This is a genomic window from Campylobacter sp. US33a, assembly GCF_004378855.1.
Classification (GTDB): Bacteria; Campylobacterota; Campylobacteria; order Campylobacterales; family Campylobacteraceae; genus Campylobacter_D.
In genome coordinates this window covers 148,639-171,318 of the sequence record NZ_RYYL01000005.1, presented here as the reverse complement: position 1 = coordinate 171,318, position 22,680 = coordinate 148,639, and the positions used below count along the sequence as shown (strand labels likewise).

Sequence of the window (22,680 nt, the reverse complement as noted above, 5' to 3'; positions counted from 1 at the left end):
TTTACCTTAAGTCAATGAAATTCTTTTGTAAAATTGTATCTAAATTTGCTTTTTTTAAGGTGTCTTTTATGATTTTATTTGGATTTTTTTTACTTTCATAAGGATTTTCTAAATTTTTTAAACACTCTTTAAAATCTTTGCCTTCAAGTTTTTTTAAAGCTTTATCCAAGTCTTGCATAGTGCAATCAATGATATTTTTTGTTCTCAAACGCCCATTTTGACGATCGCCTATATTAATACAAGGGGTTTTAAAAAAAACACTTTCATAAATTCCACTAGAAGAATTTCCTATCATAGCTTTTGAAATTTTCATCAAACTTAAATATCTTTGTGAACCAAGATTGTCAAAAAGTTTAGCTTTGCTAGGATTTTTTTCACAATAAGCTTTTAAAATTTCATTGATTAAAAGTCCGTTTTCATCGGCATTTGCCTTAGTAAAAATCAAACTAGCATTTTCAAGTTTGTCTAAATTTTCTAACAAGTTTTTAATTTCTTTTTGAGTATTTTCTAAATTTAGCGTTACAGGATGATAGGTGATTAAATAAATATTTTGTTTTAGCTTAAATTTTAAAGTATTTTCAAGCTCTTGCTTTTTTAAAAAAAATATATTTTTTATGATAGGACCTGCCAAAGCACCTACATTAAATACACGATTTTCTTCTTCGCCAAGTTGCAAAAGGCGGTTTTTATAAGTTTTGGTGCTTACAAAATGCAAATGTGCCATTTTAGAAATACTATGCCTTATGCTATCATCGATCGCACCTAGAGTGAGCTCCCCGCCACAAAGATGTGCAATAGGAATATTCATCATAAGACACACACTAGCCACGCTTAGCATTTCGTAACGATCGCCTAAAATAACTACAATATCAGGCTCTAATTCGTCAAATGCCTCGCAAAAGCCAATATTTGCTAATCCCATAGCTTTACAAAGACTTATCTTATCATCACTTGCGAGTAAAATGGAGATTTTTTTAGCTATTTTAAATTCCTTTTCTATTTCTTTGTAAGTTAGTCCAAACTCAACACTTAAATGTGCTCCTGTAATGATGATTTGAAGTTCTAAATCTTCATCATTTTCTATTTCTTTACATAAATTCCTTAAAAGATACCATTCAGCCCTTGTTGCACTTACTATCATAATTTTTCTAACACCTTTCTTTGAGGAGCATAAAGCTTTCCGCGTATTTAACATTTGCTAAAGCCCCCCCCCATAAGTACATGCTCTAAATTGCGCCAAAGCTTTCATATTTTCTAAGCTTCTTGGAAAAGGAAAAGCGCCTAATTCACTCTCGTAAATTTGCATAATTTCGCATTTTTTTTCAAAAAATTCGCTAATATCTACAAAAACATTAGGTATAAAACTTTGATTTGCTAAAGCCGGTGCAAATTCACTTTCGCTTAAAGTTTCCATCATCAAAACGCGTTCTATGCTTGGATAGCGAAAACTTTTAGTGCAAGAAAAAGCTATTTCAAAAATAATTCTATGATCGCTATGCACATCATAAGCAAAAGGTAAATACACTATATTAGGCTCAATCTTAGCAAAAATTTCTGCCATTTTTTGCACCAAAAAACCTTTTTTGTAAATATCAACCTTAGCAGGTTTTAAGCCCAAAAAATAAATCCCATTAAAATTATACGCTTCACAAATTTGTTTAATTTGCTCTTCTTTTTTTAAAATATAATTTTTTTCATACTCAGGCTGGCTTGCACTAGTGCAAAATACGCAATAAATTTCATCGTTATTATTTTTATGCTTTAAAAGTGTCCCACCAGCTCCTAGGGTTTCATCATCATAATGTGTCGCAACAACCAAAACCTTTTTATTCATCAATTTCCTTTATAAATATTCGTCTTTTTTAGGCAAATCATTTAAAGTATGTTCATAAAGCAAAATAGCGCCATCATAAGTTTTAATCAAAATTCCTTTTTTATCTGCCTTTAAAACCTTACCGCATTCTAGATTTTTTTGAGAATTTTTTATGATTTTTGCCTTATAAACTTTATAATTTTTACCTTTATAAATAAACTCCGCCCCAATATAAGGATGCGTCAAGGCTCTGATTAGATTATAAATAGCTTCAGTGCTCATTCTAAAATCAATAATTCCGTCTTTAAAATCTCTTTTTCTCCAAGCATTTCCCGCACTTTGCGGGGTAGAAAGTTTGCGCAAAAGCTCTTTGAAATTTTTGTTTTTTAAAGCCTTTTGACTAAGTTTAAGAGTGAGTTTTTCTAAAAGCTTCAAAGCGGTTTTTGTGCTTTTTTTATAAAGACTTGCCGCATCATCTTTTTTTGAAATTTTTATACTTTTTTGGGCTAGGATTCTACCCGTATCTGCGTTTTTATCCATCACAAAAAAGCTCACACCGCTTTGTTTTAAACCTAAAAATAAAGCCCAAATTATCGGATGTCTGCCACGATTTTGCGGTAAAAGTGAAGGATGAAAACCAATGATAGGATAAGCCTTTAAAAGCTCTTCTTTGATTAAATAACTCCAACCCAAACAAAAGATAATATCAGGCTTGCATTTTTTTATAAACTCAATACTTTCTTTATCATTGATATTTCTTGAGTAAAGACAAGGGATATTTTGTGCATCTTTTTTAAGATCGTAAAAGTCTGCATTAAAATCTGATTTTTCTTTTGTTGCTATGCCTACAATTTTTAAATTTTCATTTTGTATTAAAAGTAGTTTTTCTAAAGCAAAATGCGAAAATTCCACACAACCTATAAAAAAAATTCTCATTTAATTTCCTTAATATCTGCCTTAAAATCAATATCGTAAAATTCTTTTTTAAGTATATGATCTAAATTTTCATTTTTTAAAATTTCCTTAGCTTTTCGTGCTGCACCACCTTGTCCGTAAGGATTTATGGTATTTTTTAAATTGAGTTGAAAATCAGATTTATTTAGGCTTTCAAATGCTTTGCAAATGCTTTTATAATCACTTTCACAATCAATCACAGAACTAGCTTTTATCCTTCCTTTTTGGCGATCGCCTATGTTAATTGTGGCGATTTTAAAGCTAGGAGCTTCACAAAGCCCACTCGATGAATTTCCAACAACTGCGTCAATAAATTGCATAGTGCTAAGATAATTTAACGCCCCCATAGAAACAAAAGAAATGGCATTTTGATGCTTTAAAACAAACTCATCAATCATTTCATTAATCACACGATTGTTAGTATCTGCATTTGCTTTTGTAAAAATAAAACCTGTATTTTGCTTTAAACTCTCATTTTCTAAGGCTTTAAGTAAGGCCTGCATTTGAATTTTAGGGCTTTGATTTTCTAAAGTAGTGGGGTGAAAAGTGATTAAAAAATTCTTTTTTTGGAATTTGAAATTTAAGACATTTTCCAATTCTTTTTTGTTTAAAAGTTTTAAATTTACAATATTATCAAGTCCAAAGCCACCTACATTAAAAACACGCTTAGGGTTTTCTCCAAGCTGAATCACTCTTTTAGCGTATTCTTTAGTCGCTACAAAATGAAAATGTGCCATTTTAGAAATACTATGTCTGATAGCTTCATCAATAAGTCCAAAAGTAGCTTCTCCGCCGTGCAAATGCGCGATAGGAATTTTGCAAATCATAGCGCAAGAAGCACAGGCTAAGCTTTCATATCTATCGCCTAAAAGTACCATAATATCAGGTTTTAACTCCATTAAAGCTTCGCTAAAAGAAATTTGTGCTAAGCCCATACTTTTACAAAGCCCAATTTCACTATCACTGCTTAAAAGCATTTCGATTTTTTTATCTATCTTAAATTCTTTTTCTATCTCTTTGTAAGTTAGTCCAAACTCAACACTTAAATGTGCTCCTGTAATGATGATTTGAAGTTCTAAATCTTCATCATTTTCTATTTCTTTACATAAATTCCTTAAAAGATACCATTCAGCCCTTGTTGCACTTACTACGCAAATTTTTCTTTTACTCATTGATTAGCTCATCTTCTTCGTAATTCTTATTAGCCTTTTTGCCTAAATACTCATCATATTTCATCGCACTTATGCCACTGGCTGGGCGTTTGGTGGTAAGATTTTCTTCGCTAAAAATCTCGCCTTTTTTGATTTTTCTCTTAGCCACTAAGCTTTTTCTAGCAATTTTGATATTTTTCTTTTCACTTTTACTCGCTCTTTTTATGCCATCGCCCATTGCACTTTCTATTTCTCTGATTTTAACGCAGAGCTCTTTTAGCTCATTTGGCTCTAAAGACGCTTTATGATCAGGTCCAATCATATTTTTATCAATTGTAAAATGCTTTTCTATCACGCACGCACCTAAAGCTACCGCTGCTAAAGAAATATGTATGCCTTTGGTATGATCTGAATATCCCACGCTTAAATTAAAAGCATTTTTTAAAGTTTGTATGGCTTTAAGATTGACTTCATCAAAGGGTGCTGGATATTCTGTAGTGCAATGAAGTAAGGTGATATTTGATCTTTTTGTGCCATTTTTAACTAAGATTTCTAATGTATTTTCCACTTCACCTAAATTTGCCATTCCAGTTGAGAGAATGATTTTTTTATTTAATTTTGCGATTTTTTTAAGATAAGGCAAATTGGTGATTTCTCCGCTTGGAATTTTAAAAATTTCAAGTCCTAAATCATCTAAAAGATCAATACTTTCTAAATCAAAAGGCGTAGAAAGAAAAGCAATACCACATTTTTTAGCATGAGAAATTAAAATTTTATGTGCGTTTAAATCAAGCTCTAATTTTTTAATCATTTCAAGCTGACTTTCATCTTTGTCGGTGGTTTTTAGCTGATAAGCTGCTTTTTTGGCATTTTTACTTACACAAAGTTCGCTTTTAAAGCTTTGGAATTTTACAAAATCAGCCCCAGACTCTGCAGCGATTTCTATTAACTTTTTGGCTAAATTTAAATCCCCATTATGATTAACTCCAGCTTCGGCTATGATTAAAGTTTTTTTCATTTTTCCGCCTTTGTTTTGCCCCAAAAAGAGCAAAAAAATTATTTTTTTATGCCAATATAAATATAATGATGGGCTGAGCCTTCAAAATTATAAAAATTAATAGGATCATAATCACCTAAAAATAGAGTTTCAAAAGGCTTAAAAAGCTCTGTTAGCTCATCGGTATTTTTAACAAAATGTATATAAGTTGTTTCATTTAAACGACCTTTTATACTCACTTTGCGTAATCCATTTTCATTTTCTTTTTCGCTATTTTTAAAATAATAATTTTTCTCGCTCATCATTGTAGCAAAAAGTATGCCATTTTGATTTAAAATTTCATAAAATTCTAAGATATTTTGTTTAAGCTTTGTTTTAGGGATATAATAAAGGCTTTGATTAGCAAAAATAATATCCATTTTTTCATCAAAAAGCCCCTTAATACTTGAGTTTGGTTCTATGATTTTACAATACCCCCCCCCAGAGTTTTAATCTTTTCATCCCAATTTTTTTGCAAACTTGGCACAATATCCACACCAAAAGGTTTAAAACCTTTACTTAAAAAATACCTAGAATGCACTCCATTTCCGCAACCAAAATCAAGCAAATTTCCGCTTGTAATGCCAAGTTTGTATTTTAAAATTCTTTCATAAAATCGTATTACATGAGAATCAGGATATAAAAGTCCATAGCCATTTTCATCGTATTTTTGAGTGTAAGTTTTGAGTGAGTCTCGCATCGTTCTTCCTTTATTTTAATTTGTTTTTAAGTTTAAATTCATTGAATTCATTTTTATAAAAAAGATCAAGATTATAGTGTTTTTCAACGATCTTCCAGAATTTTTCCCTACTAATGCCTGTAAATTGACAAAAGTCTTCTATGCATTTATTATCGAGTTTGTGATCTTTTTGCTGAATGATTTTTATTGCTTCTTCTCTGCTAATAAGGCCATATCTTACAAAACGAGATGCGTAATCACTTGCCATTGCATGGCCAAATTTTGGGTATTTCATCCAAGCATGTAAAATATATCCTATGCTGTCAATTTGATCAAAATTTTCTGCACAATGGCTTCTATCCCATTCACCTTCTAAATCATTAAATCCACGACTTTTGGCAAAGATATAATTTGCATAAGAATTCCATTTTACAAAATAACTAAGATAAATTGGGTCGAGTTGATTAAGATCGTCTTTTTGAGGATTAAAAAAGAGTTGAAGATTTTCTTCTTTTATTTCATCATCGATAAATTCACTAATATCTAAATCACTCGCTACGCCGTTTTCAAAAATAGCTTTTGCACTAGGGGTCTCTTTATCACCATCCCCCCCCCATACTCATAACTGACATTTTCGCCATAAACAAGCAAAGGAGTGTTAAATTTCAAAGCCATGCCAAAAGGAAAGCTATAAATAAGTCTATCAATAAACCAAGTAGGTTTGCCGTATTTTTCAAAGGTTTTTAACATCACTTTCTTTTGAGTCTTAATATCTGGCTTTAGCGTGATTAGATGACAACCAAAAGTTTCGCTTAAATTCCTTAAATTTTTCTTGCCAGCTTCTGTCATGGTGAAATTATCTTCTACGCTAAAAAGCACAGGATTCATACCTAATTTTTCTTTCATGATATGCACTTGGAGATGTGAGTCTTTTCCCCCGCTTACTGCTATAGCACAATCGTATTCAAATTTGCCATTCATTCTGCGGTATTTATCGCATAGTATTTCAAGCTCCTTAAATCTTGTCCTGTAATCAATCTTTTCTTTGTTTTTGTGATTTATACAAGCTGAGCAAATGTTTTTGCCATTCTCATCTTTGAAAAATTTAATGCCAGGGCGAGTGTTTGGCATCACGCAGTGTTCGCAATAAATCATTTTTTTCCTTTTTTATGAAGTATTGCAAAGTATAGCTAAAATTAATTAAAACGGTATTTTAGGAAAGTATTATTGTGGTGATTTTGGCATAATGAGTTGTAAATTTGTTCATTAAAAATTATTCCACCTATGTTAAAATCAGCATGGATGTTTGAAAATTTTTCTTTAAATTTAAAAAGCATATCATCATCTTTTACTCCGCCACCTAAAAGACAAAAATGAATTCCTTTTTGATGAGCATATTCAAAGAAAAAATCTAAAAGTGCAGCATTTGCGTTAGCTTTTAATTTATTTGCACTTAGATGATAATAGGCTAAATTTTGACACAAGAGAAAAGAGGCATAAGCAAGAATTTCTCCATTTAAACTTGCTTTTATGATTAAACTTTCTTTAAAAGAAAAAAGTTTTTCAAAATAATCTTGGTTGAAAAAATAAAAATCATTAGCATTGTTTCTTTGCATTGTTTTATCATAAAGTTGTTTAAAGGCTGTGGCTTCATTTTGGGTGCAAAATTCAATCTTAAGTTCTTTCCGTGCTTTTTTTACATAAGATCTAATGCGTGGGCTGTAATGCAATCTTATATTTTGAAGTTCTTCGTGTGTGGCTACGACGATAATGCTTTTATTTTTGGTGAAAAAATGAAGTTGCGGTTTTAGTGTAGTGCAGATAAAATCAAAAGGGTGAAAGCGGATAAAAAATGCGATGATATTTTCTTTTAAAGCCTTTTCTTTTAGTTTTTCTAAGGCTTGTTTTAAAAAAGTTAGATCGTTAGTGTTACTATAAAATCCACTGTATCCATAGGGACTTTGTAAATCATAAAATGAGGTATTTGGAATTTTTTCTTTTATTGCTATGGTTTTAAAATAAAAATTATCTTTTTTTAAATTCAAATTCAAAAACTTCGCCATAAAGCTTAGCATAAAAATTTTGAAAATAAATATCATCTTTAAAATGAGTTTGGAGTTTGGGATTTTGCTTTAGAAATTCTGCAAGGCTTGTTTTGCTCATTTTCCAAGCCTCGTAATTTGTAGATCCCCCCCCCCAGTAGCTTTAGGGTTGATTTTTTCGCCTTCTACGATAAAAAGCCTATCAATCAAGCCTGTTTCATCTTCTATGCTTTGAATTTTAAGACTTGTTTGAGTAAAATTATTATTTTTATAAAGTTTTGCAATATCTTCTTTATTTGAAAATCGTATCATTCCTACATGAGTATAAATTCCACCATTTGGAAGTTGAAAATCATCTTTACTCTTATCATAACCCACGATACCTTTTGCTATAGTGCTAGAATAAAACTTACTGCCTATTTTAAGCTTTGAAATAGCCTTATCAAAAATGCGTTTTGTCTTGTTAAAATCATTACAGCAAAGCGAACAGCTATCGATAATACAATCAAAACTCTCATCTTTAAATTCATCTAATTTCACTTCATAATCGCCGGTTAATATTTCATCAATTTGTATGCTTAAATTTTCATCATCTAAGCGCTTTTTAAATCTCTCTACCCCCGTTTTACTCCACTCAATCCCACTTACCCTAAAACCTTCTCTTGCACAAAACCATAAATTAGCTCCTGTACCAAGTCCTAGTTCTAAGATATGAATTTCATTTCTATTTTTAGCATTATAAAAATTCCTTGCGATAAATCTTATTAAGTTTTCGCTAGGGTATTTACCCCATTCTTTGTTAGTAAAAATTTCATTCCATAAATTTGCACTATTCATATTTTGGTTTATCCCATTCTATTATTTAAAATTTGATTTTTCATTTTTATCCTTTAATTAAATTCTAAAACTTCTTTATATTTATCTTGTTTAGTGTTAATGATTTGATTTTTATCGACTAAAAAAGAATTTCCATCTAAATATATTGTCCGCTCCACACTTAAGGTGCTTTCTTTGATATGATTTAAATTTTTAGAAAAACTCACTTAAGTACAATGATAAAATCCGTTTTATATTTTTGCCTTCTTTCTTCTAAAAATTGTTTTAAAAGCACATTTTGTATGATTTATAATTTTTGCCCTTCAATAATATAAAGCTCGTTAAGATTTTTCTCTAAACTTGCAAAACGGGCGATTTTAATGTCGGTGATTTTATAATTTTTGCCATTATAAAGCTCTTTTAAATCCTTCTCATCACAATACCTTATAACACCTGTAAATGCATCACTGCCAAGAGTTGGTTTGCAAAGATGATAGCCTAAACTTTCATTTTGTTCAAAGCCTTCGTTATTAAAACTAGGGGTTATAGAGAAAAATTTACCTCCACTTTTTAGCTTTGACACGGCTTTTTCTACAATGGTTTTAGTTTTTTTAAAATCATTATAAGCTAAAGAATAGCTATCTATCCACGCATCAAAACTCTCATCTTTAAATTCATCTAATTTCACTTCATAATCGCCGGTTAATATTTCATCAATTTGTATGCTTAAATTTTCATCATCTAAACGCTTTTTAAATCTCTCTACCCCCGTTTTACTCCACTCAATCCCACTTACCCTAAAACCTTCTCTTGCACAAAACCATAAATTAGCTCCTGTACCAAGTCCTAGTTCTAAGATATGAATTTCATTTCTATTTTTAGCATTATAAAAATTCCTTGCGATAAATCTTATTAAGTTTTCGCTAGGGTATTTACCCCATTCTTTGTTGGAAAAAATATTTTCCCAGATTTCTTCATTACTGCCGATATTTTTTGAAATTTCTTCGTTGCTTATAAATTTTTTCATTAATTTACCTTTTTAATTAAAAAGAGTTGCTAATCTTGTTTTATTCTTTTTGCCTAAAATACCACAAGATAAAGCTTTTTTAAAGATTTTTGGATGATAAAAACTTGGATCTTGTTCTTTGATATTTTGACAAATTATATCACAAAGTTCTATACCAATAGTATCAATGATATTAAAAATATTTCTTTTATCATAAAGTAAATCATAAATTTTTTGACAGTCTTCATATGGATAATTCCACACTTCTATCATTTTAAAAAAGGTTGAAATTTCATGAAAAAGAAGTAAATTTCCTAAAGCACCACGATTTGTTTTTGAGTGCAAGAGGTAAAATCCTATTTTTTCTAAATCTTTAAGCAAAATATTATCATGTGAGTATTCTACTAAGGGAATAAAAATGGGATTAAAAAAGTGGAGCAAAGCACAATCTAAATCTTTTACACTAAAAGAGCTAGAATTTGAAAAAATTTGATTGTGGTTTTGTTTGAGTTGCGTGATATAGTGAAGTTTTAATTCCAAATTCTCTTCTAAACTTTCTACGACAATGCAACGGGTGATTTTATCAAGTTCTTTAATGACTTGCATTGAACCTTTTTCAAAGGCTGAAAAATCAAGTTTTTTTGACAAAATTTTAATGAATTTATCGCAATCTTGGATACAAATAGGGCTTTTATTATAAATTTTAACTTCATAGCCCATTAAATAAAACAAAGCAGTAATTTGCTTTCCCATATTTCCAAAACCTAAAATGCTAATTTCTTTCATTGTTTTTTCCTTGTTTTAATGAGAGTTTTTGAAAAGATAAGTTGTTTTTCTTCATATGATTTTGATAAAACAGTGTGAGCGCTTACGGTGCAATCATCTGCCAGTATTACATTAGATAAAATACTTGATCTTGTACTTACAAAGCAGTTTTTTCCTATTTTTGCATTTCCATTAAGTGTTGCATAAGGGCTTAAAATACTGCCGTTTCCCACTTGACAATCATGCGCAATGCTAGAATAAATATTACAAATTACAAATTCGCCAACCAAAGAATTTGCACCCACAAAAGCAAAAGGACAAATGATACTTCCTTTGCCTATTTTAGCGTCTTTTGCCACAAAAGCACTGGGGTGAATGAAAGTGAAAAAAGAGCAGGATTTTAGAGAAAGTTTTTTGATGATAGTGTTTCTGATTTTTATTTGTCCTATGGCAATGATAAATTTAGCTTGTGAGATAAAGCGAGTGTCAAAATTATCTTCATTTCCCAAATAAGCTAAATTATAAAATTCATTTTCTTTGATGTCGATATAGCCTAAAATTTCGCAATTTTCACCTTGAAGATAAGAGTAAATTTCTTTTGCAAAACCTCCACTTCCAACTATAATAAGCTTTTTCATGCACTTCTCCTAAAAGAAGTAAAAATGCTAATTCCCCCCCCCCATAATAGAGAGTTTATTATAAAAAATGCTTCTTTCTTCTAAAATTTGAGTGTGTTTTAAATGAGTGTTAGAACCCAAAAAACTACCTTTTTTAACAAAACATTCTCCATTGACTACCGCAGCAGTGGAAATATGACAAAAATCTTGCACCGTGCTATCGTGCTCTATGAGTGCCTTAGAATTAATAATGCAAGCTTTGCCAATCTTTGCATTGACATTGACTAGGGCTTGATGCATTATAATACTTGCCTCATCAACAAAAGCATAAGGTGAAACATAGGCTAGGGGTGATACGATGGTAGGAAGCTTAAAACCTATGCTTTTTAATTTTTCATAAATTTGCATTCTTTTGTATGCGTTTTTAATTTGCCCTATGGCAATGAAGGCAAACTTATAATGCTTAAAAAGATTTTTCAAATCATCATCACAACCTAAAATAGGATATTTAAAAGACTTTTGTGTGGCATCATTAACCACAAAACCTGCAATCTTAAATTTATTTTCAAGTTCTATCACATCAATGCAAGAATTTGCGTGTCCACCTGCACCAATGAGTATGATTTTTTCTTTCATTATTTCACCCTTACACTACTAGGTAAATTCACTAAGCATTTTTCCAAATTTTTAGTCACCAAAAGTTCATCTTTTTGACAAGCTTTAAAAGGTTTAAGGCTTGGCAAACTTTTCCATACTGGACGCACGAAAATATTATTTTCCAAACACTCTTGCAAAAAAATATTTCTTAAATTCTCATTTTTAAAACACAAAGTGTTAAGCCAAAAATTACTTTTTGAATTTTTGCTTTCATCTATGAATTTACAAGCTTTATGGCTTGCAAAAAAATCTTTATAAATTTGTGCTAATTCTCTTTTATTTTCTAAGAAAAAATCCAATTTTTCAAGTCCGGCAAGTAAAATTGCAGCATTTATGTTGCAAAGTCTGTAATTATAGCCTATTTCATCGTGATCGTATTCGTAAGGATGAGGTATTTTGGCGGTTGTGCTTAGATGTTTTGCAAATTTGGCTAAATTTTCATCATCGCACAAAATCGCCCCACCGCTTCCGCCTGTGATGATTTTATTTCCATTAAAACTTAAAATTCCACATTTGCCAAAAGTGCCTAAGGCCTTGTTTTTATAAGTACTTCCTAAGGCTTCTGCTGCATCTTCGATTAAAATAATATTATAATTTTTGCAAATTTTACAAAGCTTTTCTATGTCTGCACTAAGCCCAAAAGTATGCATTACAACGCAAGCTTTGATGTGTTTGTGCGTGGTTTTGTTGTAGGTAAAGCCATTTTTTTGATAAGTATGATTTTCCAAAAAATCTTGTAAGGCTTTAGGACTTAGACTCAAGGTTTCTTCATCAATATCTAAAAAAATGGGCTTAGCGCCTGTATAAGCAATAGCATTTGCTGTTGCTATAAAACTAATACTTTGCGTGATGATTTCGCAATTTTCATTGATATCATTAGCAAGTAAAGCGATATGAAGCGCCGCAGTGCCTGTGTTTGTAGCGATAACAAATTTAGCTTTTGTTTTTTGCTTTAAAGCTTCTTCAAAACGCGTTACAAATTCACCCACGCTTGAAACAAAACCGCTATCAATGCATTCTATTAAATATTTTTTTTCATTGCCTATAAAACAAGGTTCATGCAAGGCAATTTTTTCTTTATCAAAAAGCTTCTTAATAAAAGCAATTTCTTTTTCAAACATTGTAAATTTCACTTTTATAATTTGCTAAATTTTCTCTAAAATATTCTATACTTTGCCTCAAACCTTCTTCAAGACTTATTTTGCTTTGCCAATTAGTCGCGGCTTTAAGTTTGCTTGAGTCGCAGCATAATCTAAAAACTTCGCTATTTTTTGGACGCAATCTTTTTTCATCTTGAATGATTTTTACATTTGAGTTTAGAATTTTTTGTATAAGATCAAGCACTTCTTGCATGGAATATTCAATCCCTGAGCCTATATTATAAACTTCTCCAAAATGATTTAAATTTAAAAGTGAGATAAAGCCCTCGCAAGTATCAAGGACGAAATTTAAATCTCTTGTCGGACTTAAATCCCCAAGTTTTAATTCTTTTGCTCCGCTTAAAATTTGTGTGATGATAGTGGGTATAATGGCCCTTGCGCTCTGTCTTGGGCCATAAGTATTAAAAGGGCGTGCAATATTTACATTTAAATTAAAAGAATTATAGTAGCTAAGCGCCATCATATCCGCTGCGATTTTACTAGCAGAATAAGGGCTTTGAGGTTGCAAAGGGTGTTTTTCGTCAATAGGCACATAAGAGGCTGTACCATAAACTTCACTTGTAGAAGTGTGGATAAAATGTGAAATTTCATTTTTTCTAGCAGCTTCAAGCATATTTAAGGTGCCTTTTACATTAGTATCCACATAGCTTTGTGGTGCTTCGTAAGAATAAGGAATGGCAATTAAGGCTCCAAGATGAAAAATAGCATCCATTCCTTTAGTGATTTTTTCGCAAAAAAAACTATCTCTTAAATCTCCGCTTATAATTTCCATATCTTTTAAATAAGGACTTTTTTCCAAATGTCCCCAAAAATTAAAAGAATTATACTGGCTTAAAGCCCTTACCCGATAGTCTTTTTTAACCAAACTTTCGCAAAGATGCGAACCTATGAAGCCATCTGCTCCTGTGACTAAAACATTCATTTAAAATCCTCTTCTTTTAAAGCCGTGCCAAATTCTATATTCTTAGTGGCACTTTTGCCTAGAATTTCTTTATAAAATTTAGGATGAAGTCCAAAAGAAGGACGCACAGATTTTACATTTTCTTCGCTAAAAATTTCGCCTTTTTTAATATCTTTGCTTGCATACAAACTTCTCGCAAAAGCACGGTTTTTAAGACTTTTGTCATCTAAATTCAAATTACCATCTCCCAAAGCACTTTCAGCTTCTCTTACTGCTTCAACCATGGCCTTAAATTCATCAAAATCAAGGCTAAATTTACTATCTTCACTTTTTATATTTTTATCAAGCATAAAATGCTTTTCTATCACTCTAGCTCCTAAAGCCACTGCCATAACAGGAGCTAAATATCCAAAACTATGATCGCTTAAACCTACTTCAACATTAAATTTTTCTCTCAAACTCACTATGCCTTTTAAATTCATATCAGAAATTTTTGCCGGATAAGCTGAAGTGCATTTTAGAAAGATTAGATTAGGATTTTTAACTTCTTTGAAAATCTCACATATTTTAAAAAGTTCTTCTTCGGTAGCAATGCCGGTTGAAATGATAGTAGGTTTATTTTCCTTAGCGATTAAACGAACGAAGTTTTCATCATTGGCTTCAAAAGAGGCAATTTTATAAGCACACATATCAAAGCGTTTTAAAAATTCCACATCTTCTTTTGCAAATGGGCTTGAAAAACAAAGTATTCCAACATCTTGTGCGGCTTCAAAAATTTGAGAATGCCATTCATAAGGTGTTCTGGCTTTTTCATAAAGCTCATAAAATTTACGCTTATCCCAAAGTCCACCTTTGATGATAAAATCATCTTTATCGCAATTTAGTGTTAAACTATCTGGGGTGTAGGTTTGAATTTTTATCGCATCTGCACCAGCTTTTTTAGCTGCTTTTATTGTTTCTATCGCCGTATCAAGACTTCCTGCGTGATTTGCACTAAGTTCTGCTATTATAAAAACTTTTTCATTTGTATCAAAATTTCTTATTAACATTAAAATAGCCTTTGTTTTTGTTGATATTATATCGGTTTTTTAATTTCGAAATTTAAAAATTTATAGAATTTTATTTTATTATTTTTCAAAAATAATTTTGTTACAATTTCAGATTTTAAAGTTAATTTTTAGGAAAACAAATATTATGAAAAATATTAGAAATTTCTCTATCATAGCACATATTGATCATGGAAAATCAACTCTTGCAGATAGGATTATAAGTGAGTGCGGAGCCATTAGCGATAGGCAAATGAGTTCACAAGTTATGGATACTATGGATATAGAAAAAGAACGCGGTATCACCATAAAAGCACAATCTGTAAGATTAAATTATAAGTTAAATAATGAAAATTTTGTTTTAAATCTCATCGACACTCCAGGACATGTGGATTTTTCGTATGAAGTAAGCCGTTCTTTGGCAAGTTGTGAAGGGGCTTTACTTGTAGTAGATGCCTCTCAAGGAGTAGAAGCACAAACTATAGCTAATGTTTATATAGCACTTGAAAATAATCTTGAAATCATCCCAGTGATTAATAAAATCGATTTACCAAACGCCGATGTAGAAAAAGTGAAACATGAAATCGAGCATATTATCGGTATAGATTGTGAAAATGCCATTTGTGTGAGTGCTAAAACGGGCGTGGGCATAAAAGAACTTATAGAAACAATTATTACTAAAATTCCTGCACCAAAAACAAATGACGAAGCACCAACTAAGGCTTTGATTTATGATTCTTGGTTTGATAATTATTTGGGTGCTTTGGCTTTGGTTAGAATTTATGAGGGTGAAATTGCCAAAAACGATGAAGTTTTAGTGATGAGTACAGGTAAAAAACACACTGTGCAAGATCTTTTCTATCCTCATCCTTTAAGTCCTATTAAAACCAATGCTCTAAAGTCTGGCGAAGTGGGTGTTGTAGTGCTTGGGCTTAAAACTGTGGGTGATGTGCAAGTGGGTGATACGATCACTTTAGTTAAAAATAAAGCCAAAGAAGCAATAGGCGGTTTTGAAAAGGCTAAGGCTTTTGTTTTTGCAGGACTTTATCCTATAGAAACAGATAAATTTGAAGATTTAAGAGATGCTTTGGATAAATTGAAACTCAATGATAGTTCTATCACTTACGAACCTGAAACTTCTTTGGCCTTAGGCTTTGGCTTTAGAGTTGGCTTTTTAGGGCTTTTACATATGGAAGTGATTAAAGAACGACTTGAGAGAGAATTTAATCTTGACTTAATTGCTACCGCACCAACCGTAACTTATGAAATTTATCAAACCGATGGTGAGCTTATAAAAATTCAAAATCCTAGCGAACTTCCACCGGTAAATAAAATCGATCATATCAAAGAACCTTATGTAAAAGCCACTATCATCACACCAAGTGAGTTTTTAGGGAATTTAATCACTCTTTTAAATCGCAAAAGAGGTATGCAAGTAAAGATGGACTATATCACACCTGAACGCGTTTTGCTAGAATACGATGTGCCTTTAAATGAAATCGTGATGGATTTTTATGATAAGCTAAAGTCTTTGACTAAGGGTTATGCAAGTTTTGATTATGAACCTATTGAGTTTCGCGTAGGCGATCTTGTAAAGCTTGATATCAAGGTTGCAGGTGAGAATGTCGATGCGCTAAGCATTATCGTGCCAAGTGAAAAAGCCCTTAGCAAAGGAAGAGAATTGGTAAGTGCGATGAAAGAAATCGTGCCAAGACAACTTTTTGAAGTAGCGATTCAAGCAAGTATAGGTAATAAAATCATTGCAAGAGAAACGGTTAAATCTATGGGTAAAAATGTAACCGCTAAATGTTATGGCGGAGATATTACTAGGAAAAGAAAATTACTAGAAAAGCAAAAAGAAGGTAAAAAAAGAATGAAAGCCATAGGCAAGGTAAATTTACCACAAGAAGCCTTTTTAAGCGTGCTTAAAATTGATTGATTTTACTAAAATGCGAATTTCATAAGGTAAGATTAATGCCAAATTAATTTTTGGCAAAATCTTTGCGTTTAATCCAAGCCGCACACAGCAACCGAAAAAATTGCATCATCTTAAGTCTTTAGTATGGTAAAGTAGTGGTCATCTTGAGCGTCAGTGAAGGATTTCTATGCTTGAGCGTGGTTTTTAGAGTAGAGATTCTTTGTTTCGTTACACTTCACTTAGAATGACAAAGTAAGTTGTTTTAAATAGAGATGTTTCGCTACGCTCAACACATGACAAAATAACTTAAAATGACAAAATGAGTAACTTAAAATGGTGGATTTAGGCAAGGTCTTCGAATGGCTCACAATGATGAGAGAATAACAAAGAATGCTCACAACGACAAAGCACTATATGTAGCTTAAGTTAAATTTGAAATTCTTGTATTTTAACAAGAATTTCATTGTAAAGAATTCTCAAAATATTTAAAATATTTTCATTTTCAAAAAAGCAAAGCAGTTATTTTTATTACCTTGCTTTAAATTTGCTTGAATTCTTTAAATCATTTTCTAAATTCAAGCAAATTTTAAAAAATCTTAGAATTTATATTTAAACCCAACTTGACCACTTACATAGGTTTCGTTTTTACTATCTACTTTACCTGCTAAGATTTGCTTAGCACCAATACCTGCATTAAGACTAAATTTCTCGCTGATATCTACATTACCTCCTATAACAACTTGGGCATAGGTTTTTTTCTTTTCATCGCTTTTCACACTTGGAAGCTCAACGCCGCCTAAAGTTGCCACAAAATCATCTCCGTTATTTAATACATACTGTTCGATTTTTGGAGTGATGAAAAGATAAGATTCTTCACTCATATATTTTCTAAATTCAGCACCAAGTTCTAAACTTAAAGAATTATTACCAGCACTTTTAACATCTTTTCCTGCTATGCCACTTTCTGTATAACTTGGAGTGTGTGCGTAGTAGTAATTTGCTCCCGCAAAAGGTTTGATAAATAAAGTATTATCACTAAAATCAAACACATAACCCACATTAGTACTTAAGCCAAAGAATTTTCTAGTAAAATCTGCACTGTTTATGGTATTAAATCCTGAGTTGAAAATATCTTGATCGCTTGGTGAAAGTTGCCCAAAAGCTTTTACATTGACTTCCACTTTAGGTGCTACGCGTATGTTTGAATAAACACCAAATTGAAAGTTATCAGATTTTTGATTTAAAAGATTGTCTTTAATTTCTGCATCAACATAAGTAAAATATGCTCCTAAGATCACATCATCATTTATCCTTCTATCCATACCTATGGTAGCACCATATAATGCTCCACTTTCGCCATCTATAATATTTGCACCACCAATTACATTTCCCCAAATGCTGTTTTTATAATCATCTATCATTTGTCCATAAATATCATTGGCTGCAAATCTTAAATTTGAAAGCTTGCTTGCATAGTTTCCATAAGGATTATTAAGCATAGCTACACGAGAGCTAATCGATACATCATTAGATACATTGATGCTTGAATTTACACCTGAACTTGCTGAGTTTAAATTTGAGATTGATTTGGCTGAACTTTTGATATCGTTGGCGACTTTTTCGCCTACTTGTTCAAGTTTTATTGCCATAGAAGATTTTGCATCTTTTAAATTTTCAAGTCCATCTAAGATCTTAGAAATAAAGTCTTTGTTGGAAGTTGAGATGCTTTCATCAGCTTGAACAAATATATCATTGCTTACTCTATCAAGTCCACTGTTAGTTATTTGACTGATTTGTTCTGTTTGATCATTATATTTGGCTAGGGTTTTTTGTATATCGATTTTTTCAGCTTCGTTAATTGATGTCCAGTTTAGAAGGTCTTCAAGTATTTCTTTCATGTTTGTTAAACTTGTAATCTTATCTTCTAAAATTTGTTTGTTGTTTTTTGAATCAAGATAAAATTCAAAATTAGGCGATAAAATGAGTTGATTATTTGTTAGTTTAAGTGAATAATGTGTAGGGATTCTAGCAGAGAATGACGACTCTAGTCTTTCTATAGAATAAAATTCTTTATAATAACCATAGTTTGTTAATGAAACTCGACTAAGATCGACATTTAAACCCTTAGTTGCATTAATAAGTATCAAATCTTCTTTTAAGAGTTCTTCGTTTTCGTATTCAATCTCTAAATTAGAGTTAAAATTCGCTTCGCCATTGACTATAATAGAACCTTTAGTATCATAAAGGCTAATTTGAAGATCTTCTGAGTTTAAATTTCCATTGATAGTAAGTGAAGGATTGCTACCTTCTAAGTTTTCATATAAGTCTATAATATTACCTTGTTTCATTGAAGTGAAATCGCCTTCTCCTTTAAAATTGACATTACCATTGATAGAATTTGCTTGAGAGTATTGAAGAAGTATGTTTTCTAGAGTAATTTCTCTAGCACTAAAAGAAGAATCATACATTGATGTTATCATGACAGGTGCTTTGATATCTAACTTGTTAGAACCCATATCGATATATAAATTATCTTGTTCTTCGCGTAAATTAATATTTAAATTTTCTTTTCTATACTCTTCTTTTAAAACAAAATATTTATCTTTGCTATCAAAATAAGTTTCAATATTACTACTATCAAGATCAATACTTTGTGCTAAAGCATTTACGCAAAACAAACTAATCCCCGCTAAAACTTTACTTGCTGAAAGTGAAATTTTTACCATCTTTATCCTTTAAATTGAATGTTGAAAATTCATTATACCCCCCCCCGTGAAATTAGGCTTAAATTTTGTATAGTTGATTAAAAAAAGCAAATGACATATTGATAATTTACGAATGGTAATTTGAAAGATTAAATTTTTAAATAAGTTCGAAGATTTCTTGTGCTAAAAAGCACAAGAAATTTATAACCAAAAATAATAAGCTGCGATTGCGATGATAAAAGAGCAGGCAATATTTAGATAAATTCCTACTTTAACCATTTCACTTTGCTTGATGTGACCTGTACCAAAAACTATGGCATTTGGCGGGGTGGCAACTGGCAGCATGAAAGCACATGAAGCACCGATAGCAATGATTAATGCAAGTCCAAGCTCAGGAACGCCAAAAGCAGGAGCTATGGAGATAAATAGCGGAACCAAAAGTGCAGCTGAAGCAGTATTTGAGGTAAATTCTGTCAAGAAAACTATAAAGAAAGAAATAACAAGGGCAATCAAAAAGACATTTTGATCTTTAATTAAATTTGCAATGCCATCTGCTAAGAGTTTGCTTGCTCCAGAGTCTTTTAAAATAACGCTTAAAGTAATACCGCCACCAAAAAGCATTAAAACACCCCAATCGGTATTTTCTTGTACTTTTGTCCATTTAATAACACCAAAAGAACACACTAAAATCGCAGCGCCAATTGCGATAATACTATCAAAACTGTCAATTTTTTTAAGATTTAAAAGTGAGCTTAAAAAAGGCTCGATCTTGGCACTAAAAATCCATAAAATGGCAACGAAAGCAAAAATGGCTAAAGTAATGTATTTTTTCAGATCCATAGGAATATCTTCAATTTGCATAGTAACTTCTTGTTTAAGCTTCGGTTTGCAAACAGCATAGAGAGTAACTATCATCAAAGGCATAAAGATGATAACCATTGGAATGCCGTATTTTAGCCATTCAGAAAAAGTAATATTTAAATTTGTAGCAACAATAGCATTTGGCGGAGTGCCTACTAAGGTTCCGATGCCTCCTATACTTGCACTAAAAGCAACGCCAAGTAAAACAAAAACATAAGTACTGCGATTTTCTTTTGGATCGACATTAGAAAGCATTCCAAGTGCCAATGGAAGCATCATCGCAGCGGTTGCGGTATTGCTCATCCACATTGATAAAAATGCGGTTACAGAGAAAATATAAAGTATAGAAAGGGCGAAATTTCCACGCGCTAAAGCTAAAACTTTTCTAGCGATGATTTTATCTAACTCTTGATAATGCATAGCTGCAGCTAAAGCAAAGCCACCAAAAAATAAGAAAATATTTGAATCTGCAAAGCTATTTAAAGCCTTAGAAGTGCTCATAAGCCCCATACAAGCTGCCAAAATAGGGATTAATAAAGCCGTAATTGTAACATGCAAAGCTTCGCTTAACCATAAAATAGCCACAAAAATCAAAATTGCCAAAGCTTGATTGATTTTTGTTTCAAAAGGTAAAAAAAGAAGCAGAGCAATGAATATAGCAATATCTGCTATCACAATACTTGCCTTAACAAAAGGTGACATAGGTAAAACTCCTTGTAAAATTTTGATTAATAAAAGTAACAATTATATCTAAAATCTCAATTTTGTGCCAAAAATTTAGAAGATATTTTTGTGCTTTTTATTTTTATAGTGTAACTTTTTTATGCATTAAAGCCTACGGTTTTGACGGTATCAAAACTTGAGTTTAACTCTTTTTGTATGAATTCTAAAAAATCAGTCATTTTGAAAATTCCATCTTTAGATATGGCTACTTTTAAGGCTGTATTTTTAACCACCATAATAATTTGTGCCCCGCTTAACTCATAATTTGCTAAGATATTTTTATCAAATTTTTTATCAAATTCTGCGTTTTTCGGTAAAGCTTTTTCCCATATTAATAATCTCTCTTTAAAATCAGGCTTTTTAAATTCTATTTTATAGTCAAAACGCCTTGAAAAAGCACTATCTAAGCTTTCTAAAAAATTAGTAGTGGCGATGATTACTCCGCTGAATTTTTCAATTTGTTCTAAAAAAATATTTTGCATTTGATTGTGCATTTTATCAGCACCCGAGCTACTTTCAACACGCGTGCTTAAAAATTGATCTGCTTCATTTAAAAGCAAAATAGGACTTTGTTTGCAATTTTGTGCAATTTCCTTATAAGTGTCGAAAATTTTTCGCACATTTTGCTCGCTCTCGCCTACATATTTGCTTAAAATTTTGGAACAATCAAAGCTTAAAACAGCTTTTTTCATTGATTTTGCCATGCTGAGTGCAGACATTGTTTTTCCAGTCCCTGCAGGGCCATAAAAAATGATTTTTGCTTCAATATTTTTATTTGTTTTAATACCCCACTTACTTAAGCGTTCTAAGACTTGTTTGTTTTGTTGTTTTAAAATATTTTGCAAAAGTTCTTTTGTTTTTTGTGGCATTATTACATCGTTAATATCCGTGTTTGGCTCTATAAGTTCAAATATATCTTGTTCTTTTAAAGCATTTTTAAGCTGAATTTTTTTGTTTTCTTTTGGTTCTTTAAAATTAACAATTCTTTGTAAAACTTCATCACTTAGAAAAAAACTTTTAGTAATTTCTCCGAAAGGATTTAAATATTCATCATAATCAACCAAATTTCTTTCAATAAGTTTCGAGTTTTCATCCAATAAATTTTTATTTTTCAATCTTTCAAATTCGCCTTCACTCACCAAAAGCAACAAAGAATTCATCTCTCTTGCGTTTGAATTTTCACCACTGATGGTGTATTCTTCTTTTAAAAGTGCTAAAAAGATAATTTGTTCTTTAAGATTTAAATTGTTTTCTTTGAAAATTTCTGTTAAAACATTGGAAAATTTGCTTGATTTTAATCTTTCTTTAATGTGTTGTTCGTAGTTTTTGATTTGATTTTTTAATTCTTTATTAGTTTTGCTTGAATTTAGAAAACTTAATTTTTGATATAATTCAATGCGGTTAAATTCATCTTTTAAATAATCTAAATAATCTTCATAAGCTCCGGTTTTGGACATATTAAACAAAGGTTTGTTTTCTAGAAATTGTAAAAAATGCTCGCTTAAGCCAATATCGTTTTGCAATAAATTTAAAATAGAGCTCTGCATTTTTCCAAATTCATTATTTTTAAAAATATTTGTATTTTGTGTAACATAGCCAAGATCTATTAAGTGTTTTAAGTCCTTTAGATGATCTAAATATTTGTATTGTGCTTGCCCAAAAATTCCTACCAGCAAGCTAAAGGTATTAACATTATAATTTGCTCCAACATGATTTTTGCAAAGCTCTTGCAAGATTAAAGCCTCGTTTTCATTACATTCTAACTCTTTAAAAATTTGGCTTGTTTTGATATTTTTGCTGTCTAAAAATTCTTTTAATTTTTCCATTATA

The 22,680-nt window shown here is 31.1% G+C and carries 20 protein-coding genes and 2 pseudogenes; 1 reads left to right on the top strand and 21 read right to left on the bottom strand.

The genetic code is table 11. The features are described from left to right. Position 1: 1 nt before the first annotated feature. The 18 genes and pseudogenes from neuC (ELQ16_RS05350) to pseI all read right to left on the bottom strand — a co-directional run bounded on the left by neuC (ELQ16_RS05350) (position 2) and on the right by pseI (position 14,646). Positions 2 to 1,195, bottom strand: coding sequence for a UDP-N-acetylglucosamine 2-epimerase (neuC, locus tag ELQ16_RS05350; RefSeq protein ID WP_134238533.1), 1,194 nt, complete (start codon positions 1,193 to 1,195; stop codon positions 2 to 4). Between the two features lie 3 nt (positions 1,196 to 1,198). Beyond that, complete coding sequence (locus tag ELQ16_RS05345; protein WP_134238532.1) at positions 1,199 to 1,834, bottom strand: PIG-L deacetylase family protein; 636 nt, start codon at positions 1,832 to 1,834, stop codon at positions 1,199 to 1,201. Between the two features lie 9 nt (positions 1,835 to 1,843). After that, positions 1,844 to 2,749 (bottom strand): formyltransferase family protein, encoded by a 906-nt coding sequence (locus ELQ16_RS05340; RefSeq protein WP_134238531.1) that lies wholly within the window; start codon positions 2,747 to 2,749, stop codon positions 1,844 to 1,846. Then, positions 2,746 to 3,939 (bottom strand): UDP-N-acetylglucosamine 2-epimerase, encoded by a 1,194-nt coding sequence (gene neuC, locus ELQ16_RS05335; protein WP_134238530.1) that lies wholly within the window; start codon positions 3,937 to 3,939, stop codon positions 2,746 to 2,748. Before neuC (ELQ16_RS05335) ends, ELQ16_RS05340 begins: the two co-directional genes overlap by 4 nt. Then, positions 3,932 to 4,936 (bottom strand): N-acetylneuraminate synthase, encoded by a 1,005-nt coding sequence (gene neuB, locus ELQ16_RS05330; protein ID WP_134238529.1) that lies wholly within the window; start codon positions 4,934 to 4,936, stop codon positions 3,932 to 3,934. Before neuB ends, neuC (ELQ16_RS05335) begins: the two co-directional genes overlap by 8 nt. A gap of 38 nt (positions 4,937 to 4,974) precedes the next feature. Further along, positions 4,975 to 5,654 (bottom strand): annotated as a pseudogene (locus ELQ16_RS10000) (class I SAM-dependent methyltransferase). Between the two features lie 10 nt (positions 5,655 to 5,664). Next, positions 5,665 to 6,788 (bottom strand): annotated as a pseudogene (locus ELQ16_RS05315) (N-acetyl sugar amidotransferase). 41 nt (positions 6,789 to 6,829) lie between these two features. Beyond that, the gene (locus ELQ16_RS05310; protein WP_243832592.1) at positions 6,830 to 7,684 is read right to left on the bottom strand and encodes a hypothetical protein; all 855 of its coding nucleotides are present in this window, start codon (positions 7,682 to 7,684) and stop codon (positions 6,830 to 6,832) included. Next, positions 7,659 to 7,796 carry a hypothetical protein gene (locus ELQ16_RS10285; RefSeq protein ID WP_243832591.1) on the bottom strand — a complete coding sequence of 46 codons (138 nt, stop codon included), beginning with the start codon at positions 7,794 to 7,796 and terminating at the stop codon, positions 7,659 to 7,661. Before ELQ16_RS10285 ends, ELQ16_RS05310 begins: the two co-directional genes overlap by 26 nt. Further along, positions 7,793 to 8,512, bottom strand: coding sequence for a class I SAM-dependent methyltransferase (locus tag ELQ16_RS05305; protein WP_134238526.1), 720 nt, complete (start codon positions 8,510 to 8,512; stop codon positions 7,793 to 7,795). Before ELQ16_RS05305 ends, ELQ16_RS10285 begins: the two co-directional genes overlap by 4 nt. Positions 8,513 to 8,565: 53 nt before the next feature. Further along, complete coding sequence (locus ELQ16_RS09995) at positions 8,566 to 8,718, bottom strand: hypothetical protein (RefSeq protein WP_166739659.1); 153 nt, start codon at positions 8,716 to 8,718, stop codon at positions 8,566 to 8,568. Between the two features lie 80 nt (positions 8,719 to 8,798). Further along, a complete protein-coding gene (locus ELQ16_RS05300) occupies positions 8,799 to 9,518 on the bottom strand; it encodes a bifunctional 2-polyprenyl-6-hydroxyphenol methylase/3-demethylubiquinol 3-O-methyltransferase UbiG (RefSeq protein WP_134238525.1) in 720 nt (239 codons plus the stop codon). A gap of 12 nt (positions 9,519 to 9,530) precedes the next feature. After that, positions 9,531 to 10,283, bottom strand: a complete 753-nt coding sequence (locus ELQ16_RS05295; protein WP_134238524.1) for a 3-hydroxyacyl-CoA dehydrogenase NAD-binding domain-containing protein — start codon at positions 10,281 to 10,283, stop codon at positions 9,531 to 9,533. Beyond that, positions 10,280 to 10,900: a NeuD/PglB/VioB family sugar acetyltransferase gene (locus ELQ16_RS05290; protein ID WP_134238523.1), complete on the bottom strand. Its 621-nt coding sequence runs from the start codon at positions 10,898 to 10,900 to the stop codon at positions 10,280 to 10,282. The genes ELQ16_RS05295 and ELQ16_RS05290 overlap by 4 nt, the downstream gene beginning before the upstream one ends. Before the next feature lie 27 nt (positions 10,901 to 10,927). Next, on the bottom strand, positions 10,928 to 11,515 hold the full coding sequence (locus tag ELQ16_RS05285; RefSeq protein ID WP_134238522.1) for an acetyltransferase: 588 nt from the start codon (positions 11,513 to 11,515) through the stop codon (positions 10,928 to 10,930). After that, on the bottom strand, positions 11,515 to 12,657 hold the full coding sequence (locus ELQ16_RS05280) for a LegC family aminotransferase (RefSeq protein WP_134238521.1): 1,143 nt from the start codon (positions 12,655 to 12,657) through the stop codon (positions 11,515 to 11,517). The genes ELQ16_RS05285 and ELQ16_RS05280 overlap by 1 nt, the downstream gene beginning before the upstream one ends. Beyond that, entirely contained in the window at positions 12,650 to 13,618 is a 969-nt protein-coding gene (legB, locus tag ELQ16_RS05275) for a 4,6-dehydratase LegB (protein WP_134238520.1), read from the bottom strand. Before legB ends, ELQ16_RS05280 begins: the two co-directional genes overlap by 8 nt. After that, entirely contained in the window at positions 13,615 to 14,646 is a 1,032-nt protein-coding gene (gene pseI, locus ELQ16_RS05270; protein ID WP_134238519.1) for a pseudaminic acid synthase, read from the bottom strand. The genes legB and pseI overlap by 4 nt, the downstream gene beginning before the upstream one ends. Before the next feature lie 145 nt (positions 14,647 to 14,791). Between pseI and lepA the strand changes: the two genes are divergently transcribed. After that, positions 14,792 to 16,582, top strand: a complete 1,791-nt coding sequence (gene lepA, locus ELQ16_RS05265; RefSeq protein ID WP_134238518.1) for a translation elongation factor 4 — start codon at positions 14,792 to 14,794, stop codon at positions 16,580 to 16,582. Positions 16,583 to 17,157: 575 nt separating this feature from the next. Here the strand turns inward: lepA and ELQ16_RS05260 are convergent. From ELQ16_RS05260 to ELQ16_RS05250, 3 genes are all read right to left on the bottom strand, one after another. Beyond that, positions 17,158 to 19,287 carry an autotransporter outer membrane beta-barrel domain-containing protein gene (locus tag ELQ16_RS05260; RefSeq protein WP_134238517.1) on the bottom strand — a complete coding sequence of 710 codons (2,130 nt, stop codon included), beginning with the start codon at positions 19,285 to 19,287 and terminating at the stop codon, positions 17,158 to 17,160. Positions 19,288 to 19,467: 180 nt separating this feature from the next. Further along, positions 19,468 to 20,829 (bottom strand): DASS family sodium-coupled anion symporter, encoded by a 1,362-nt coding sequence (locus tag ELQ16_RS05255; RefSeq protein WP_134238516.1) that lies wholly within the window; start codon positions 20,827 to 20,829, stop codon positions 19,468 to 19,470. A gap of 119 nt (positions 20,830 to 20,948) precedes the next feature. Continuing rightward, entirely contained in the window at positions 20,949 to 22,676 is a 1,728-nt protein-coding gene (locus ELQ16_RS05250; protein WP_134238515.1) for an ATP-binding protein, read from the bottom strand. Positions 22,677 to 22,680: the final 4 nt, after the last annotated feature.

Bases quoted from the DNA above. Each gene is read 5' to 3' on its own strand.
- neuC (WP_134238533.1), bottom strand. From the start codon at position 1,195: ATGTTAAATACGCGGAAAGCTTTATGCTCCTCAAAGAAAGGTGTTAGA.
- ELQ16_RS05345 (WP_134238532.1), bottom strand. From the start codon at position 1,834: ATGAATAAAAAGGTTTTGGTTGTTGCGACACATTATGATGATGAAACC.
- pseI (WP_134238519.1), bottom strand. From the start codon at position 14,646: ATGTTAATAAGAAATTTTGATACAAATGAAAAAGTTTTTATAATAGCA.
- neuB (WP_134238529.1), bottom strand. From the start codon at position 4,936: ATGAAAAAAACTTTAATCATAGCCGAAGCTGGAGTTAATCATAATGGG.
- ELQ16_RS05255 (WP_134238516.1), bottom strand. From the start codon at position 20,829: ATGTCACCTTTTGTTAAGGCAAGTATTGTGATAGCAGATATTGCTATA.
- ELQ16_RS05260 (WP_134238517.1), bottom strand. From the start codon at position 19,287: ATGGTAAAAATTTCACTTTCAGCAAGTAAAGTTTTAGCGGGGATTAGT.
- ELQ16_RS05290 (WP_134238523.1), bottom strand. From the start codon at position 10,900: ATGAAAAAGCTTATTATAGTTGGAAGTGGAGGTTTTGCAAAAGAAATT.
- ELQ16_RS05300 (WP_134238525.1), bottom strand. From the start codon at position 9,518: ATGAAAAAATTTATAAGCAACGAAGAAATTTCAAAAAATATCGGCAGT.
- lepA (WP_134238518.1), top strand. From the start codon at position 14,792: ATGAAAAATATTAGAAATTTCTCTATCATAGCACATATTGATCATGGA.
- ELQ16_RS05305 (WP_134238526.1), bottom strand. From the start codon at position 8,512: ATGAATAGTGCAAATTTATGGAATGAAATTTTTACTAACAAAGAATGG.
- ELQ16_RS05285 (WP_134238522.1), bottom strand. From the start codon at position 11,515: ATGAAAGAAAAAATCATACTCATTGGTGCAGGTGGACACGCAAATTCT.
- neuC (WP_134238530.1), bottom strand. From the start codon at position 3,939: ATGAGTAAAAGAAAAATTTGCGTAGTAAGTGCAACAAGGGCTGAATGG.
- ELQ16_RS10285 (WP_243832591.1), bottom strand. From the start codon at position 7,796: ATGAGCAAAACAAGCCTTGCAGAATTTCTAAAGCAAAATCCCAAACTC.
- ELQ16_RS05280 (WP_134238521.1), bottom strand. From the start codon at position 12,657: ATGTTTGAAAAAGAAATTGCTTTTATTAAGAAGCTTTTTGATAAAGAA.
- ELQ16_RS05250 (WP_134238515.1), bottom strand. From the start codon at position 22,676: ATGGAAAAATTAAAAGAATTTTTAGACAGCAAAAATATCAAAACAAGC.
- ELQ16_RS05295 (WP_134238524.1), bottom strand. From the start codon at position 10,283: ATGAAAGAAATTAGCATTTTAGGTTTTGGAAATATGGGAAAGCAAATT.
- ELQ16_RS05340 (WP_134238531.1), bottom strand. From the start codon at position 2,749: ATGAGAATTTTTTTTATAGGTTGTGTGGAATTTTCGCATTTTGCTTTA.
- legB (WP_134238520.1), bottom strand. From the start codon at position 13,618: ATGAATGTTTTAGTCACAGGAGCAGATGGCTTCATAGGTTCGCATCTT.